We start from the raw sequence: 15,251 nt of genomic DNA, 5'->3' as shown, positions 1-15,251 counted from the left end.
TGGTCTTCCTGAAAATACAGTGTGCTTAGAAGTTGGCGCCAAAGCTCAGGGCGATAAAGTCGCGGTCATCCACCGTGGTGAACTTGCCACCAAAGAAGTTGGTGTAGGCCAGGCTCGCGGTGTAGGTGTTCTGGTACTCGGCATCCAAGCCGAGGCTGACTGCCTTGCGACCTTCTTCGAAGTTACCGCCGGGGCCGGGTGAATACCCCTTGACGTCATGCGACCAAGCCACGTTTGGCTTGAGGTTGACGCCCGCGAACACGTCCGGGTACTCCCAGATGGCTCGAGCGCGGTAGCCCCAGGAGGTTGCTGTGGTGTAGCCATCATTGTTGCAGTTGGTGTTCAGGCCAGCGGCATTGGGCAGGCCTGCCCCCGTCGCAGTGGAGTTGTTGAGCGCGTTGCAGAAGCCACCCGGCAAGCTACCAGGGCCGAAGACCGGATCGCGGCCATAGCGGGCTTGTGATTTGCTTTCCAACCCCCCGACATGGGTCACCCCGATCTCACCGACGGTGGTCAGGCGACTGGCGCCCATGACTTGGTCGAAGAAGTGCGTGAAGGTGGTCTGGAACTGCGTCACTTCCTTACGGTTGTAACCATGCAAGTCCTGGCCTGGTGTGCCTTTGAGCACGGATGCGTTGCCAAAACCAGGGATCGGAGTGACGCCGGCATACAGGATATCGGTGGTGCTCAACTGCACGGGAGCGTTTGGACGATAGCTCAGTTCACCACTCCAGGCAGTGCCTGTCGGCAACGTTGTCGAGAAGCTCAAACCGTACAGACGGATATCTTCCGGGTACTCGACGAAGTAGTTGGAGCTGCCTGCCACGATCAATGGACGCAAGGCAGCCAGAGGCCCCAGAGGGCGCGTGTAAGCCGACGACGGAGCACCTTGTGCACTGAAGATCGGCGCCCGGCTGTGGTAATTCATGAAGTACGCGCCGAACTCGGTATCCAGCGGCTCGAAGTTGTAGTGCATGGCCACGCCGAATTGGCCGCTGTCGCGGGCATCTCGGTCCGGACCGCGACGTACCAGCACGCCTTCGTTGTTGACGTCCACACCCAGGGCATTGAGCGTCGGCAACGCAGCGCCTGGGATGGTCGAACGCTTGTTGAGGACACGCAGGTTGTTGTCGCAGCCATCCGAAATTACATCGGGCTGGGAGAAGAACGTGCCGCAGTTATCGGTCACCGTCTGGTCCCACTCCAGCTGATAAAACGCCTCAGCCGACAAGTTATCCGTCAATGACTGCGACACATAAAACATGTTGACCGGAATCAAGCCTTCCTTGATCTCAGCGCCTGGACGACGGAATGCGGACACGTCTATCGGGTTGATGGAGTTGATGCCGCCGCCGATGAAGGTACTTTCACCCCAGCTCACCACCTGCTTGCCGAAACGCACGTTGCCCGGCAAATCGGCGATGGTGTAGTTGTGGTAAATGAACGCATCGAGGATCTGCCCGCCAGAGGACTTGGCGCCTTCCTTGCGGTTGTTGTCGCTGATGTCCTTGAACGGACGGCTTTCGTCCTTGAGTTCGAAGTCGTACCAGTACTTGCCGCGCACAAACACGCCGGTGTCGCCGTATTTCAGTTCCAGATCGTGGATGCCCTTGAAGATCTTCGAGAACGTTTCGCCGCGCTTGAAGTTCAAGTGGCCGTCATCGGAGGTCTGGGACAAGCCCTTGCCGCCGTTGTTGGCACCGATCAGGTCTCGGTTAGGCTTGGCTGTCGACCAACTCGCCCCCACAGAAAGCGACGAGTCAAAACTACCTTCGACTTCACCGATATTGAAACTGACGCCGAATGCGGGCCCGGCAAGCGTAGAAGCGAGACTGACGGCCAGAGGCAATCTCGCCCGGCGCCAGAACTGGTTTACTGAGGTCATCGACGCTACTCCATGTGCATTATTGTTATGGCAGTGAGTTCTTTCTTACAGATGCATGTAACAGCCGGGATACAACGATCCCAATGCTGCATGGCAACCGAGCTCCCATGGCCCGAAGCGCAACATCCGCGAATAACTCTGGAAGGGACTATAGCCAGCAGGGGGTAGCGCTTGATCCCTCTAAAGTGTGATTTGTATCACCAACCCGTCTGCCACAACCCTTTCGCCACGCCGACGAAGGCCGGCGCGGCAAGGATGGCTGAAAATCGATAAATCACAAGCGTGAAGGCTTGAGATAGAGCATTGCCGCGCCCGAACGGGCGCGGCGAAGGACGTCAAAGGGTCGACAGGAATGTACTGTTGTTGGCCTGCCATTCGATGATGTCGAGACGGATACGTTTTTTGTCGAGTTTTCCTACGCTGGTCTTGGGAATTTCAGTAACAACCGCGATCTGGCTTGGAATGGCCCACTTGCTCAAGTGCCCCAGCTCGACGAAAGGCTTGAGGTGTTCCTTGAGCTCACGCGCTCCTATCACATGGCCATCACGCACCACCAGCAACGCAAACGGGCGCTCGCCCCATTGCGGGTCGGCGATGCCCACCACTGCTACTTCGCGTACCGCCGGGTGACGGCTGACCAGGTCTTCGAGCGCCAGGGAGGAGATCCATTCGCCGCCGGTCTTGATCACGTCCTTGATGCGATCACGGATATCGATCACCCCAAAGGCATCCAGGGTGGCCACGTCGCCGGTATGCATCCAGCCGCCGGCCCACAGCTCGGCGCCCTTCTGCGGCTCGTTGAAATACCCTTCGCTGAGCCACGGCGCGCGCAACACCAACTCGCCCTGGGTTTCGCCATCGGCGGGCAGGAAATTGCCGTCGCCGTCGACAATCGCCGCTTCCACCAACGGCCCGGGCACGCCGGCCTTGATGCGGTAGGTGGTGCGTTCGTCTTCGCTGCCGGCCATCAACTCTTCGTTGAGATGGGCACAGGACACCAACGGCCCGGTCTCAGACATGCCATACGCGGCGGTCAGCTGAATGCCGCGGGCCTTGGAGGCTTCATAGAGCGAACGATTCAGCGCGCTGCCGCCAATGACGATTTTCCAACCGCCGAAATCCACGCCCTGGGCGGCCTTGGCGTTGAGCACCATTTGCAGGATGGTCGGCACGCAGTGGGAGAACGTGACCTTTTCCTTGCGCCACAGCTCCACCAGGTATTCCGGGTCGTAGCGGCCGGGGTAGACCTGTTTCAACCCCAGCATGGTCGCCACATACGGCAGGCCCCATGCGTGCACATGGAACATCGGCGTGATCGGCATGTAAACGTCGTTGGTACCCAACAGGCGCACACTGTCGACGCTGCCCATGATGGTCGCCACACCTATGGTGTGCAGCACCAGTTGGCGATGGGTGAAGTACACACCCTTGGGGTTGCCGGTGGTGCCGGTGGTGTAAAAGGTCGTCGCTACCGAGTTTTCGTCGAAGTCCTGGAAGTCGTACTTCGCGCTGGCGGCGGCCAGCAGGCTTTCATACTCGCCCACCAGGTTCGGCAGCTCGGCGGTCTGGGTATCGCCATCGGTCAATAGCAAGGTCTTGTCGACAGTGGTGAGGTGCCCGGCGATTGCCTGGTAAAGGCCCACGAACTCGCTGTTGACCAACACGAAGCGGTCCTCGGCGTGGTTCATGGTATAGAGGATCTGCTCCGGCGACAGGCGCACGTTGATGGTGTGGATCACCGCACCGATCATCGGGATAGCAAACATGCATTCCAGGTAACGGTGGCTGTCCCAATCCATGACCGCCACGGTATCACCGGCCTTGACGCCCGCTTCGGTCAACACATTGGCCAGCCGCGCGACCCGCTCGATCAGGGTCGGGTAGGTATAGCGCAGTTTGTCGCGGTAGATGATCTCCCGGGTCTTCTCGTAACGGGTGCCGGACATCAACAGGCGTTTGATCAACAGTGGGTAGTGGTACGCACCTTCGGCGGGCGGGATAACACGGGTCTGCAACATACGAATCCCTTATCTGACTGCACGGTCTTGGCTTGAAGACCTGCACTTTAGAGAGCTTATGTGTCAGCCAAATCAGCCAAAGGAATGATTTGCAGACCCCAGTGGGTGCTAGCTTTACGCCAGCATCCGGCAACTGAAAAATTATTTCATGCTGGTGAAGGCCAGCTTCACACCAATGGCGATCAATACCGCGCCCATGGTGCGGTCGAACCAATGGCCCATCCGTGCGAACCCGGCGCGCACGCGCTGCTGGCTGAACAACATGGCCACCAGGCAGAACCACAATGCCGTCGCCACCGCCAGGTACACACCGTAACCGGCTTGAACGGCCAGCGGCGTATGTGGATTGATCACCACAGTGAACAGGGAGAGGAAAAACAATGTGGCCTTGGGGTTCAAGCCATTAGTCACGAAGCCGGCGGTAAACGCGCCGCGCGGGGTGCGCTCGCCCGCTTCGCGGTGCAACTCGCCCTCAGCGGCAGGCTTGGCCGGCTGCGCGCGCAAGGCCTTGAAACCGATGTACAGCAGATAGGCTGCGGCCGCCCATTTCAGAGCATTGAACAGCACGATGGACTGAGAAACGATCAAGCCGATACCGAGCAACGAGTAACCCACATGCAGGAAAATCGCCGAGCCGACGCCCAGGGCCGTCCAAGTCCCGGCGCGCCGGCCATGGGTTACGCTCTCGCGCACGACTACGGCGAAATCCGGGCCGGGGCTGGCCACTGCCAACAGGTGAATCAGCGCTACGGTCAAAAACTCGGCGACGTACATGCTTACTCCATTAAGTAACTGATTATTTCATCTGATAGGCTCGGCAGATTACGCCTTCGAACCTCGTCACAAAAGGTACAGTTGAATGAACAATCGCCGCGCCGTCTTCCTCGATCACCCGTCCCTGGATTTAGGCGACCTCGACCTCGGCGAGTTGCACAACAGCTTCAGCGAGCTGCAACTGTTCACAGACACCACGCCACAGAATGTGCTTGAACGTGTGCAAGGCGCCCAAGTGGTGATCAGCAACAAGATCGTGCTCAACGCCGAAACCCTGGCAGCCTGCCCTGAACTCAAACTGATCCTGGTATCGGCCACCGGCACCAACAATGTCGACCTCGAAGCCGCCCGCGCCCACGCGATCACCGTGAGTAACTGCCAGGGCTATGGCACGCCGTCGGTGGCGCAGCACACGATCATGTTGCTGCTCAACCTGGCGACCCGCTTGCAGGACTATCAACGGGATGTGGCGGCAGGTAAATGGCAGCAAGCCAAGCAGTTCTGCCTGCTGGACCACCCCATTATCGAACTGCAAGGCAAAACCCTCGGGCTGCTCGGCCATGGCGAACTGGGCAGTGCCGTGGCGCGCCTGGCTGAAGCCTTTGGCATGCGCGTGGTGCTCGGCGCGATTCCCGGGCGCCCTGCCCGCGCCGATCGCGTGCCGCTGGACGAATTGCTTGCACAGGTAGACGCCTTGACCTTGCACTGCCCGCTCAATGAACACACCCGCGATTTTATCGGTGCCCGCGAACTGGCATTGCTCAAGCCTGGCGCCTTTATCGTCAATACCGCACGCGGTGGCTTGATCAATGAACAGGCGCTGGCAGACGCCTTGCGCAGCGGCCACCTGGGCGGTGCAGCCACCGATGTACTGAGCGTGGAACCACCGGTGCATGGCAACCCGCTGCTGGCCGGCGATATTCCTCGGCTGATCGTCACACCTCACAGCGCCTGGGGCAGCCGCGAAGCCCGACAGCGGATCGTCGGCCAACTGGTGGAAAACGCCCAAGGCTTTTTCAACGGCGCCCCGTTGCGCGTCGTCAGTTGATAAACTGCGCCCCTTTTCAAGGAGCAGACCATGGACCCGCGCAGTGAAGTACTGCTTCGTCAGGCCGAACTTTTTCAAGGCAACCTGCTGCTGGTCGGTTTGCCGGCCGACGACCTGCTGGGCCGCTTGCCCAACGCCCACGGCTGGTGCTGGCACGCCGGCGACCAGGCCGCGCTCGATGCACGCTTCCCCGAGCGCAGCCAGTTCGGCGTAAACGTGCCTGAGCGTTCGTTCGATGCGGCAGTGATCTTCCTGCCCAAGTCCAAGGACCTCACCGACTACCTGCTCAACGCCGTGGCCGCACGCCTGCCCGGCGCCGAGCTGTTTCTGGTGGGGGAGAAAAAAGCCGGCATCGAAAGCGCCGCCAAACAGATGATCCCCTTCGGCAAACCGCGCAAGCTCGATAACGCACGGCATTGCCAGCTGTGGCAAGTCACGGTGGCCAACGTTCCGCAAGCGGTCGAGCTGGAAAGCCTGGCCCAGGTGTTCGACGTGCCGCTGGCCGAAGGGCCGCTCAAGGTCGTGAGCCTGCCGGGCGTGTTCAGCCACGGGCGCCTTGATCGCGGCACCGAGCTGTTGCTGGAGCATCTGGACAAGCTGCCGGGCGGTCATTTGCTCGACTTCGGGTGCGGCGCCGGTGTGTTGGGGGCCGCGGTCAAGCGCCGCTACCCGCACAACAGCGTAACCCTGCTGGACGTGGACGCATTCGCTGCCGCCAGCAGCCGCCTGACATTGGCCGCCAACGGCCTGGAAGCCGACGTGCTGACCGGCGACGGAATCGACGCTGCGCCGATGGGTTTGAATGCAATCCTGAGCAACCCACCGTTCCATGTCGGGGTGCACACCGATTATTTCGCCACCGAAAACCTGCTGCGAAAAGCTGCGAAACACCTGGCAAAAGGTGGCGAACTTCGGTTAGTTGCCAACAGCTTCCTGAAGTATCAGCCGCTGATCGAAGAGCATCTCGGGGTCTGTGCGATCAAGGCCGAAAGCAACGGCTTTCGCATTTACCGTGCCAAGCGCGGCTGACGGGCGTTTGAAAAAGAAGGCTTGCCGAATGCGTTTTGCCTAGGCAGAATCCGCTCCGTCCTAGGGGAGTAGTCTCCCACGAGCGCCACGCTCGTCCGGCATACGTCAACATACTTGGTCAGCAGACCATGGCGTATGCGACCCAGGAGTCCGCACAGACGGACCGGGGTTTGACAAGACCTATGACACGCACACCTTACCCGGGGCGGGAAGGCTGTACGTGTCATAGCCGTGTCGACCCGCCCCTGGAAACCTACCTGATGCTGGATTCATTACTCGTTCCTACCGCAATCGTTGCCTTGGCCGAAATCGGCGACAAGACGCAACTGCTCGCACTCATCCTCGCCGCACGCTTTCGCAAGCCTTGGCCGATCATCGCGGGTATCGTTGCCGCAACCCTCGCCAACCATGCGGCGGCCGGTGCCGTGGGGGCCTGGTTCGGCAGTTTCTTCTCGGATGCGGTATTGCACTGGATCCTGGCGGCGAGCTTCTGTGCCACGGCACTGTGGACCCTGGTGCCGGACAAACTCGACGATGACGAAGCCAGTACCACACGCAAATTCGGGCCGTTTCTGACCACGCTGATCGCGTTCTTCCTTGCCGAAATCGGCGACAAGACACAAATCGCCACGGTGATGCTGGCAGCGCAGTACCCGGAATTGTGGCTGGTGATTATCGGCACCACCCTGGGCATGCTGATTGCCAACGTACCGGTGGTATTAGCGGGGAACTTTGCGGCGGAAAAACTACCGCTGACCTTGATTCGTCGACTGGCGGCTTCGGCGTTTTTCATCCTGGCGATCGTGGCGGTGTACAAGGCCATGCAGAGCAGCGGCTGGATCTAAGGCGGTAAACCCGATCCAATGCGGGAGCGGAAAGCCGCTCCCGCATTGGATTTTCTACAAGATCAGGATTTTTTGGCCTGCTGGTAGAGCGGCATCACCTTCGGAATCGCCGCCTGCAACGAGGCGATCCGGCTGTCGGACGCCGGGTGAGTACTCATGAACTCCGGTGGCGCACCTTCTGACGCCTTGGCCATCTTGTTCCACAACGTGATGGCGGCGTTCGGGTTGTAGCCGGCGCGGGCCGAAAGCTCCAGGCCGATCAGGTCTGCTTCGTTTTCATTGGCGCGGCTGTTAGGCAAGGTCATGCCGTAGTTGGTGACCGTATCGGCCAGTGCCAGGCTGTCCTGGCCCAGGCCGAACAGCGCACCAGCGCCCTGCTTGGCCATCTCGATGCCATATGCCTTGGACATGGCTTCACGGCCGTGTTCACGCAAGGCGTGGGCAATCTCATGACCCATTACCGCAGCCAGCTCGTCATCGGTGAGCTTGAGATTGTCGATCAACGCGCTGTACACGAAGATCTTGCCGCCAGGCCCGCAGTTGGCGTTCATCTCATCGCTCTTGATCAGGTTCACTTCCCACTTCCACTGCGCCGCATCCGGGCGGAAGGTCGGCGCCTGGGCGATCAAACGGTTGGCAATGGCCTGTACGCGTTTGGCGTTGGCGCTGGTCTTGTCCACCAAACCCTTGCCGCTCGCCTCACCCAGGGTCTGCTGGTAGGACTGGGCATACATCTGGTCGACTTCCTGACTCGACAACATGCTGAACATGTACTGCTTACGCTCGACTCCCACGGCGCCGCCACTGGTGGTGTTGACCGACTGGCAACCTGCCAGCAGCACCGCTGAACCGAGTAGGCTTACCGCCACTATTTTCTTCATGACACTCTCCCTGAAAATCAGGCGCGTATCGTAGGCGGTCATTTATAGAGAAGCCAGATACAACAGACGTGTAACCGTCAAATTTCGGATACATCTCACAACGCCAGTGATCATCCCATTTGCGACGCCACCGACTAATTTGCAGGACAAACCTTAAGACTCCCTGCGGCATGGCCGATAAAAAATGAGCCCCCTAATGGCAGTCAGTTAAGGATGAGCATAGTCACTGTGGCGAGGGAGCGTGCTCCCACTGGGTCGCGAAGCGGCCCCAGCTTTGGGCTTGAAAAGACTGGGCCTGCTACGCAGTCCAACGGGAGCAAGCTGCCTCGCCACAGGTTACTCGTTGTCCGCTCTATCGCTTAACTGACTGGCATTAGCCAACCCTCTCTGTGCCCGGAGCCTTCATGAAATTCAAGTCGATTCAGTTTTCCGTGGCGGCACTTACTGGCGCCATCGTGTTGAGCGTGGTCGCAGTGCTGGTGCTCTACGCCTTGTTTTCCGGTGCGCGCACGCAGGAAATGGTGCAGGAGCGCACCCAAACCCAATTCGAGCAAATCATCAAGGAGCGGCTTACCGCGCTGATGCAGACCCAGGCCACACTGGTCCAGCGCGAACTGGAAGCGCCATTGGTGACCGCCAAAGGTTTGGCCACCACCAACGCCCTGCTCGGCATGAAAGACGCCAAGGGCGAACCCGCGTTGCAGATGGGCCGCGAGCAACTGATCAGCCTGCTGCATGAAACGGTGGTGCGTAACCCGAAAATTCTCGGCGCCTACATCGGCTGGGAACCCAACGCAATCGATCACAACGACGCCAATTACGTGAACAGCCCGATCGTCGGCATGGGCACCGACGGTCGCTTCCTGCCGTGGTGGTACCGCAACGCCGATGGCAGCCTGGGCCTGGACAAACTCGCCGACGTCAACGACCAGAAAATCCTCTCCACCGGTATACGCGCCAGCGAGTACTACCTGTGCTCCAAGGAAAGCCAGAAACCCTGCGCCATTGACCCTGCCCCGTATAAGGTGGGCAATGCCATGGTGATGCTGGCGTCGTTTATCGAGCCGATCATGATCGACGGCAAGTTCCAGGGCATCGTCGGTGCCGACCTGTCGGTGAACTTCATCCAGGACATGCTGGCCCGCGCCGACCAGAGCCTCTACGACGGCGCCGGCGAACTGGCGCTGATCTCCAACAATGGACGCCTGGTGGCCTATACCAAGGACGCCAGCAAACTCGGCGAGAAGGCCGGCGACCTGCTCGACAGCCAGGAGCTGTCCAATCTCGGCCAATTGAAAGTCGGCGAAGTGCGCTACGACGTCGACAAGGAACACGGGCATATCGAGCTGTTCCTGCCGTTCAACATCGGCGAGGCTGAAGCGCGCTGGACCTTGATGCTGCAACTACCCCTGAGCGCCGTGATGGCGGATTCGAACAAACTGCAAAGTGACCTGCAAGCCCAGCGCAAGACCGATATCTTCGGCATGGCTATGGTCGGCCTGGCGATCGCGGGCCTCGGCCTGGTGGTGATCTGGCTGGTAGGCCACGGCATCGCCCGCCCGCTCAAACAAATGGTGGCCATGCTCAATGACATCGCCCAGGGCGAAGGCGATCTCACGCGCCGCCTGACCAGTGACCGCGCCGACGAATTGGGCGCGATCGCCAGCGGTTTCAATACTTTCCTGATCAAGCTGCAAGGCATGATCACGCAAGTGGTGAGTTCGGTGCAGAAGGTCAGCGACTCGTCGGAACACACCGCTGACATCGCGATTCGCACCAACCAGGGCGTGCACAAACAAATGGTCGAGATCGATCAGGTGGCAACCGCCGTGCACGAGATGACCGCCACCGCGCAGGATGTGGCGCGCAACGCTACCCAGGCGGCGCAAGCCGCCAGCCATGCCGACCAGGCGGCAAGCCAGGGCATGCGCATTGTGCGCGATACCTCAACCTCCATCGGTGCGCTTGCCGAAGAAATCGGCAAAGCCGTGGGCGTGGTGCAGACCCTGGCCAAGGACAGCGAGAACATCAATGCGATTCTCACGGCGATTCGCGGGATTGCCGAGCAGACCAACTTGCTCGCACTCAACGCGGCCATCGAAGCGGCGCGGGCCGGTGAGCAAGGGCGCGGTTTTGCGGTGGTCGCGGATGAGGTGCGCAATCTGGCGCAAAAAACCCAGAAAGCCACCGAAGAAATCCAGGCCATGATCCAGCAGTTGCAACAAGGTACGCGCGATGTGGTACGGGTGATGGAAGACAGCCAGAACCGCACCGACGAAAGCGTGCAGCACGCCGCCAAGGCGGCTGAAGCGCTGGAGACCATCACCCAGGCCGTGTCGGTGATCAACGACATGAATACCCAGATCGCCAGCGCCGCCGAGGAACAGAGCGCGGTGGCCGAGGACATCAATCGCAACGTGATCAATATCGGCCAGGTGGCCAATGAAGTGGCGGGCGGCGCGGATGAGTCCAGTGCGGCCAGTGCGGACCTGACCAAATTGGCTGAACAGCAGCGGCGCTTGATCAATCAGTTCAAGGTTTAGGCCGGAGTCAGACACTCCGGCCCATTGAGCTTGGGATCGTTGACCATATTGGCCAGGACCCGTTCGCGCAATGCGGCGGGCTCACTGGCCAGCAAGGCTTGCAGTACAGGCAGGGGCGTTTCCGGGTTGAGCCAGGCTTCCTGCCCCTGCGCGTCCAGAATCAACGGACGCCGCTGGTTTTGCGCGGCCTGGGTCACCACTGCCGTGCTCAGCCACACCTGCTCCTGCACCGGGTACGCTTCCCAGATGGCGGCAAAAAACAACGCAGAGCCCTCCCCCGGCGTGAGCCAATACGGACGCTTGCGCTGGGTACCGCGCCATTCATAAAACCCGTTGGCCGGCAGCAGGCAGCGGCGCTGGCGAAACGCTTCGCGAAACATCGGTTGTTCGGCCAGGGTTTCGGCACGGGCATGGGCCGGGGTGCGCGACATATCGGTCAGCCAGGGTGGCGTAAGGCCCCAACGCGCACGCGCCAGGGTGAGCTGGCCCTCGCTCAAGCGCTGGATCAGCACCGAATCATTGGGGGAGATATTCCACTGGGCCTGCTGATCGGCCGGGAAGCCCGGCAACGCAGCAAAAGCGGGGTTCCAGCGAAACAAGGCATAACGTCCACACATGGGGCAACACGACTCTTGGGGGTAAACCGACCGACAGCCTAACAGACCAGCACGTCAGGGAAGCTGTCGGGTTCGTCGCCGGGCAAGGGTTGCGCGCCGATGTAGGCGGTAATCAGCTCACGGGCATAGGCGGCCTGATCGTTGTCCACGTCCAGGCCCAGCAGCCCGAAAATCGGCAGCTCCCCCGTACCTCCGAGCAAATGGCGCCCCACCAGGTGCGCCTCGATACCTTCGCTGGCAAGCATTTGCTGCAGCAACTCGCCTTCCATCAGGTTTTCCGGTTCGTAGATTCGCTGCATGGGCGTACCTGTCATTCGTTCTCGCTGCGGGTGTCCAGCATCCACTCGTCACCATGGACTTGCAGGCTGAAAATGACCGGCCGGCAACACACCTGGCAGTCCTCTATGTAAGTCTGGTCACCGCCGGACAAATCCACGGTTGTCTCGACCTCTTCGCCACAATAAGGACAATCGTACAGCGCAGTTTCCAGCATCGCGGTCTCCCAGGTGACTTGTGCGTATAATCGCCGGTCTATTTACAGGGCTATTCGCGGCAGAGCCAATATATAGTGCGGCCGCACCCTGATATTTCCTTTACTTACCCTAGCCGTTTCTAACAAGAGAGCATGATGGGCGAATTCGATACCATCCGACCTTACAACGACAGTGAAGTCCCGGCAGTGCTGGCACGCCTGTTCAGTGACAAGGCCTTTCTGGACATCCTGACCCACTTCCGCTTCCCGCGCTTTGCCGGCCCTCTGGGCTGGTTGCTCAAACCGCTGATCGCCCGCAAGTTGCGCCGTGAGTTTGCCGGCGTCACCACCGTGGCGACGCTGCAGGACAAGGTCGAGTATTACGTCGACCACACGATCGACCGCGCAACCGACGGCGTGACCTATACCGGCGTCGAACAGCTCAAATCGGGCACCGCCTATCTGTTTCTGGCCAACCACCGCGATATCGTGATGGACCCGGCCTTTGTCAACTACGCCGTGTATCACGCCGGCCTGCCGACCCCACGCATTGCCATTGGCGACAACCTGCTGCAAAAGCCATTTGTCAGCGACCTCATGCGCCTGAACAAGAGCTTTATCGTGCACCGCTCGATCACCGGGCGAAAGGAGAAAATGGCGGCCTACCAACTGCTGTCGGCCTACATCAACCATTCGATTCGCACTGACGGCCAGTCGATCTGGATTGCCCAGGCCGAAGGCCGGGCCAAGGATGGCGATGATCGCACCGAATCGGCGATCCTCAAGATGTTCCACGTCAGCCGCAAGGACGAGCCGTTTGCCGAGGTTATCCAGTCGCTGAACCTGACGCCGGTATCCATCAGCTACGAATATGACCCGTGCGATGCAGCCAAGGCCCGCGAGTTGTACATCCGCGCTACCACCGGCACCTACAGCAAGGCCCCAGGTGAGGACGATGTGAGCATTGCCTTGGGCATCACCGGCTACAAGGGCCGGGTACACATAAACTTTGCGCCGCCGATCACCGAGCGTTTTGAAGACACCAAGTTGCTCGCCGTGGAAATGGACCGGCAGATCCTGAGCGGGTATCGACTGTTCCCGGTGCACTACCTGGCTTACGCACAGTGGAGTGATGCCGACCCGCAACTGCAGGTGCCGAAGGCAGCAGACCTGTTCCCGGCCGATGAACTGGCCAAGGCAAAAGCGGAATGGGAGCGGCGCTTGAACGAATGCCCGGCCGAGCACCGCCCCTACCTGGTGGTGCAATATGCAACACCGGTGCGCAATCAGTATCGGATCAAGGCCGGAATGCCTCTGTAAGCGGCAATCAGATAGGTGGGAGGGGATTGCTCCCTTCCTGCATCTGATCGGCAGTGGTTTTACAGATGGGTGCTGAGCCAGGAGATGGCCAGTGCCAGCCCAAGACAGGCAAACCCTACGCGGTAGGCAAGGCGATACGCCCGTTCGGTGCGTACATCCAGAAACAGCATCGGTTGGTCAACGGCACGTTCTTCGCTTCGCGCGGTAAGGTCGGCCATCGCCCGCTGTGATCGCAGGCGGGTAATGAATAGCAGCGCGGCGCCCGGGCAGGCAACCAACAGCGCAGCAGCATTGATGAGCAGTGCGGGCAGTGCCATCGCAAACCTCGATGTATCAGTGGCCTGGTATCAGCTCAGATACAAACCTGAGCGATAATCGCCTCCTGCGCCTTCCTGCTCCATCCCCCATAACCGCTAATGTATCCAGTAATTTACAGCGTCACCTGAACGTCACCTTAACAAGCCACTCTGTTGCCCTTCGAACGCTCAGGAGCTTGTCATGCTGCACGCGCAAAACCAGGATCGACTGTATTTGATCGCCCAAAGCGAAGAGCAAGAGGCGCTGGCCGGCAGCCTGGCGTTCAACGTTCAAGACCGCCATTGGCTGGTGTACTGCGCCCTCGCCGGGCATCAGCATGCCGACCTGCCGGAGCTGGATTTGCTTACAGGGGTGAGTGTGCTGGAGCTGTATGTCGAAACGGCGGCATAAAAGCGACAGGCATAAAAAACCGGGCTCATGACCGAGCCCGGTTCTTTTTCGATCGGCGATTACTGCGAGCTGAGCAACTGGCCGATGCTTGGGTCTTTGAACAGACGGGTCAGGGCGTCGCTGAGCACGTCGCTGACCAGCTTGGTATTGGTTTCCTGGTTCGGCGACATACCGAAACGCTGGTTCAGGGACGCGCCGTAACGGCCACTGTAGCGACGGGTGCCGGCACTGACGTCGGACTTGAACGTCGCGCCGATAGACGCTTCAGTCACATACAAGCCTTCTTTTGGCGACTGGTACTTCAGTTCGGCCAAGGTGATGGTCAGTTGAGGCGCACCCGGCGAGTTGGCAGGCGTGAAACCCAGCAGGCGTACAGCGGCTTCCGCCTGGGCTTGCAGCTTGGGCAGCACATCCTGACCGGTCACCGAAATAAGCGCGGTCTCAGGGTACAGGCCACCACGAGAGCCAAGGGTAGGCGACGGACGACCGTCCACTACGCGCACCGACACCGGCTGGCCGTGCCCCACGGGCGCCAACTGCGCAGTGACTTTAGGTTGCGGGCTGAGTTGTTGCGGGCTGTTGGCGCAGCCAACCAGCGTCAAACTGGTCACAGTGATCAAACCGAACAACAGGCGTTGCAACATACTCATTTCTCCAGGACTAGGTGCAAACAGGGCGCCAGTATAACGGTGCAGGTGCGCCGCTCACCAGCGATCCTGAACGTCAGCTGAAGGCATGTGGAAATTACAATTTCACATAATTTCGTCACTCCAGTGTCATGGCACACTGGCAACCTTCAAGCATGTAACGTAACAGGTACAAAGCCATGCGCCTTCTCAAATCATTGTTCATGTCACACGCCCATCATCGCCACTTTGCCCTGCTCGACCCCCATGGCCGCTGCGTGGCATTCAAGCAATGCAGCTTGCCGCCCGTCGGTGAAGGCTGGGTAGAAGTGGCAGAAACGCACTTGGGATGGATGAACCGCCCGTTACCCGCCAGTGCCCGGCTCAACCCACTGGGCGTGCAGGCGCAACCACAGCAAGCGTTGGCCTCCTGACCGAGGCGCTAATAAAAGTCATAAAACACGCCCATTTCCCTGGCGTTCTTC

16 protein-coding genes and 1 riboswitch are annotated in these 15,251 nt (G+C 59.9%); of the genes, 7 read left to right on the top strand and 9 right to left on the bottom strand.

What is annotated here, in order from left to right; genetic code table 11:
- Positions 1-25: 25 nt before the first annotated feature.
- The 3 genes from M5B97_RS16430 to M5B97_RS16420 form a co-directional block, all read right to left on the bottom strand.
- The gene (locus M5B97_RS16430) at positions 26-1,885 is read right to left on the bottom strand and encodes a DUF1302 domain-containing protein (RefSeq protein ID WP_248732025.1); all 1,860 of its coding nucleotides are present in this window, start codon (positions 1,883-1,885) and stop codon (positions 26-28) included.
- Positions 1,886-2,220: 335 nt separating this feature from the next.
- Complete coding sequence (locus tag M5B97_RS16425; RefSeq protein ID WP_248732024.1) at positions 2,221-3,903, bottom strand: fatty acid--CoA ligase; 1,683 nt, start codon at positions 3,901-3,903, stop codon at positions 2,221-2,223.
- A gap of 141 nt (positions 3,904-4,044) precedes the next feature.
- On the bottom strand, positions 4,045-4,677 hold the full coding sequence (locus M5B97_RS16420) for a LysE family transporter (protein ID WP_003188636.1): 633 nt from the start codon (positions 4,675-4,677) through the stop codon (positions 4,045-4,047).
- Positions 4,678-4,762: 85 nt separating this feature from the next.
- Between M5B97_RS16420 and M5B97_RS16415 the strand changes: the two genes are divergently transcribed.
- The 3 genes from M5B97_RS16415 (at position 4,763) to M5B97_RS16405 (ending at position 7,599) form a co-directional block, all read left to right on the top strand.
- Complete coding sequence (locus M5B97_RS16415; protein ID WP_248732023.1) at positions 4,763-5,725, top strand: 2-hydroxyacid dehydrogenase; 963 nt, start codon at positions 4,763-4,765, stop codon at positions 5,723-5,725.
- 30 nt (positions 5,726-5,755) lie between these two features.
- Positions 5,756-6,754, top strand: a complete 999-nt coding sequence (locus M5B97_RS16410) for a class I SAM-dependent methyltransferase (protein WP_248732022.1) — start codon at positions 5,756-5,758, stop codon at positions 6,752-6,754.
- A gap of 51 nt (positions 6,755-6,805) precedes the next feature.
- A riboswitch (yybP-ykoY riboswitch) is annotated at positions 6,806-6,925 on the top strand.
- A gap of 89 nt (positions 6,926-7,014) precedes the next feature.
- A complete protein-coding gene (locus M5B97_RS16405; protein ID WP_016978300.1) occupies positions 7,015-7,599 on the top strand; it encodes a TMEM165/GDT1 family protein in 585 nt (194 codons plus the stop codon).
- Positions 7,600-7,661: 62 nt separating this feature from the next.
- On the opposite strand, the gene M5B97_RS16400 is transcribed toward M5B97_RS16405, so the two are convergent.
- Positions 7,662-8,480, bottom strand: coding sequence for a M48 family metallopeptidase (locus tag M5B97_RS16400; RefSeq protein WP_248732021.1), 819 nt, complete (start codon positions 8,478-8,480; stop codon positions 7,662-7,664).
- Positions 8,481-8,884: 404 nt separating this feature from the next.
- Between M5B97_RS16400 and M5B97_RS16395 the strand changes: the two genes are divergently transcribed.
- Entirely contained in the window at positions 8,885-11,023 is a 2,139-nt protein-coding gene (locus M5B97_RS16395; protein WP_248732020.1) for a methyl-accepting chemotaxis protein, read from the top strand.
- Here the strand turns inward: M5B97_RS16395 and M5B97_RS16390 are convergent.
- From M5B97_RS16390 to M5B97_RS16380, 3 genes are read right to left on the bottom strand one after another with little or no spacing between them, the layout of a single operon-like run.
- Entirely contained in the window at positions 11,020-11,640 is a 621-nt protein-coding gene (locus tag M5B97_RS16390) for an SOS response-associated peptidase (RefSeq protein ID WP_248732019.1), read from the bottom strand. The two genes, M5B97_RS16395 and M5B97_RS16390, sit on opposite strands and share 4 nt — an antisense overlap.
- 38 nt (positions 11,641-11,678) lie before the next feature.
- Entirely contained in the window at positions 11,679-11,939 is a 261-nt protein-coding gene (locus M5B97_RS16385; protein WP_123714616.1) for a DUF2007 domain-containing protein, read from the bottom strand.
- An 11-nt stretch (positions 11,940-11,950) separates the two neighbouring features.
- Positions 11,951-12,133 (bottom strand): CPXCG motif-containing cysteine-rich protein, encoded by a 183-nt coding sequence (locus M5B97_RS16380; protein ID WP_123714615.1) that lies wholly within the window; start codon positions 12,131-12,133, stop codon positions 11,951-11,953.
- 135 nt (positions 12,134-12,268) lie between these two features.
- Between M5B97_RS16380 and M5B97_RS16375 the strand changes: the two genes are divergently transcribed.
- Positions 12,269-13,432 (top strand): 1-acyl-sn-glycerol-3-phosphate acyltransferase, encoded by a 1,164-nt coding sequence (locus M5B97_RS16375; protein WP_185021835.1) that lies wholly within the window; start codon positions 12,269-12,271, stop codon positions 13,430-13,432.
- Between the two features lie 59 nt (positions 13,433-13,491).
- Here the strand turns inward: M5B97_RS16375 and M5B97_RS16370 are convergent, their stop codons facing one another.
- Complete coding sequence (locus tag M5B97_RS16370) at positions 13,492-13,749, bottom strand: hypothetical protein (RefSeq protein WP_123714613.1); 258 nt, start codon at positions 13,747-13,749, stop codon at positions 13,492-13,494.
- 181 nt (positions 13,750-13,930) lie between these two features.
- On the opposite strand from M5B97_RS16370, the gene M5B97_RS16365 reads away from it, so the two are divergent.
- On the top strand, positions 13,931-14,140 hold the full coding sequence (locus M5B97_RS16365; protein ID WP_123714612.1) for a hypothetical protein: 210 nt from the start codon (positions 13,931-13,933) through the stop codon (positions 14,138-14,140).
- Between the two features lie 59 nt (positions 14,141-14,199).
- On the opposite strand, the gene M5B97_RS16360 is transcribed toward M5B97_RS16365, so the two are convergent.
- Positions 14,200-14,784, bottom strand: coding sequence for a YajG family lipoprotein (locus M5B97_RS16360; protein WP_053254440.1), 585 nt, complete (start codon positions 14,782-14,784; stop codon positions 14,200-14,202).
- Positions 14,785-14,966: 182 nt separating this feature from the next.
- Between M5B97_RS16360 and M5B97_RS16355 the strand changes: the two genes are divergently transcribed.
- The gene (locus M5B97_RS16355) at positions 14,967-15,200 is read left to right on the top strand and encodes a hypothetical protein (protein ID WP_248732018.1); all 234 of its coding nucleotides are present in this window, start codon (positions 14,967-14,969) and stop codon (positions 15,198-15,200) included.
- Positions 15,201-15,251: the final 51 nt, after the last annotated feature.

The organism is Pseudomonas sp. MWU13-2517 (assembly GCF_023242545.1).
Lineage (GTDB): Bacteria > Pseudomonadota > Gammaproteobacteria > Pseudomonadales > Pseudomonadaceae > Aquipseudomonas.
This window is presented reverse-complemented; position numbering and strand designations above follow the sequence as displayed.

Excerpts from the sequence above, each read along its gene's own strand:
- M5B97_RS16430 (WP_248732025.1), bottom strand. The coding sequence starts at position 1,885 with ATGACCTCAGTAAACCAGTTCTGGCGCCGGGCGAGATTGCCTCTGGCC.
- M5B97_RS16425 (WP_248732024.1), bottom strand. The coding sequence starts at position 3,903 with ATGTTGCAGACCCGTGTTATCCCGCCCGCCGAAGGTGCGTACCACTAC.
- M5B97_RS16420 (WP_003188636.1), bottom strand. The coding sequence starts at position 4,677 with ATGTACGTCGCCGAGTTTTTGACCGTAGCGCTGATTCACCTGTTGGCA.
- M5B97_RS16415 (WP_248732023.1), top strand. The coding sequence starts at position 4,763 with ATGAACAATCGCCGCGCCGTCTTCCTCGATCACCCGTCCCTGGATTTA.
- M5B97_RS16410 (WP_248732022.1), top strand. The coding sequence starts at position 5,756 with ATGGACCCGCGCAGTGAAGTACTGCTTCGTCAGGCCGAACTTTTTCAA.
- M5B97_RS16405 (WP_016978300.1), top strand. The coding sequence starts at position 7,015 with ATGCTGGATTCATTACTCGTTCCTACCGCAATCGTTGCCTTGGCCGAA.
- M5B97_RS16400 (WP_248732021.1), bottom strand. The coding sequence starts at position 8,480 with ATGAAGAAAATAGTGGCGGTAAGCCTACTCGGTTCAGCGGTGCTGCTG.
- M5B97_RS16395 (WP_248732020.1), top strand. The coding sequence starts at position 8,885 with ATGAAATTCAAGTCGATTCAGTTTTCCGTGGCGGCACTTACTGGCGCC.
- M5B97_RS16390 (WP_248732019.1), bottom strand. The coding sequence starts at position 11,640 with ATGTGTGGACGTTATGCCTTGTTTCGCTGGAACCCCGCTTTTGCTGCG.
- M5B97_RS16385 (WP_123714616.1), bottom strand. The coding sequence starts at position 11,939 with ATGCAGCGAATCTACGAACCGGAAAACCTGATGGAAGGCGAGTTGCTG.
- M5B97_RS16380 (WP_123714615.1), bottom strand. The coding sequence starts at position 12,133 with ATGCTGGAAACTGCGCTGTACGATTGTCCTTATTGTGGCGAAGAGGTC.
- M5B97_RS16375 (WP_185021835.1), top strand. The coding sequence starts at position 12,269 with ATGGGCGAATTCGATACCATCCGACCTTACAACGACAGTGAAGTCCCG.
- M5B97_RS16370 (WP_123714613.1), bottom strand. The coding sequence starts at position 13,749 with ATGGCACTGCCCGCACTGCTCATCAATGCTGCTGCGCTGTTGGTTGCC.
- M5B97_RS16365 (WP_123714612.1), top strand. The coding sequence starts at position 13,931 with ATGCTGCACGCGCAAAACCAGGATCGACTGTATTTGATCGCCCAAAGC.
- M5B97_RS16360 (WP_053254440.1), bottom strand. The coding sequence starts at position 14,784 with ATGTTGCAACGCCTGTTGTTCGGTTTGATCACTGTGACCAGTTTGACG.
- M5B97_RS16355 (WP_248732018.1), top strand. The coding sequence starts at position 14,967 with ATGCGCCTTCTCAAATCATTGTTCATGTCACACGCCCATCATCGCCAC.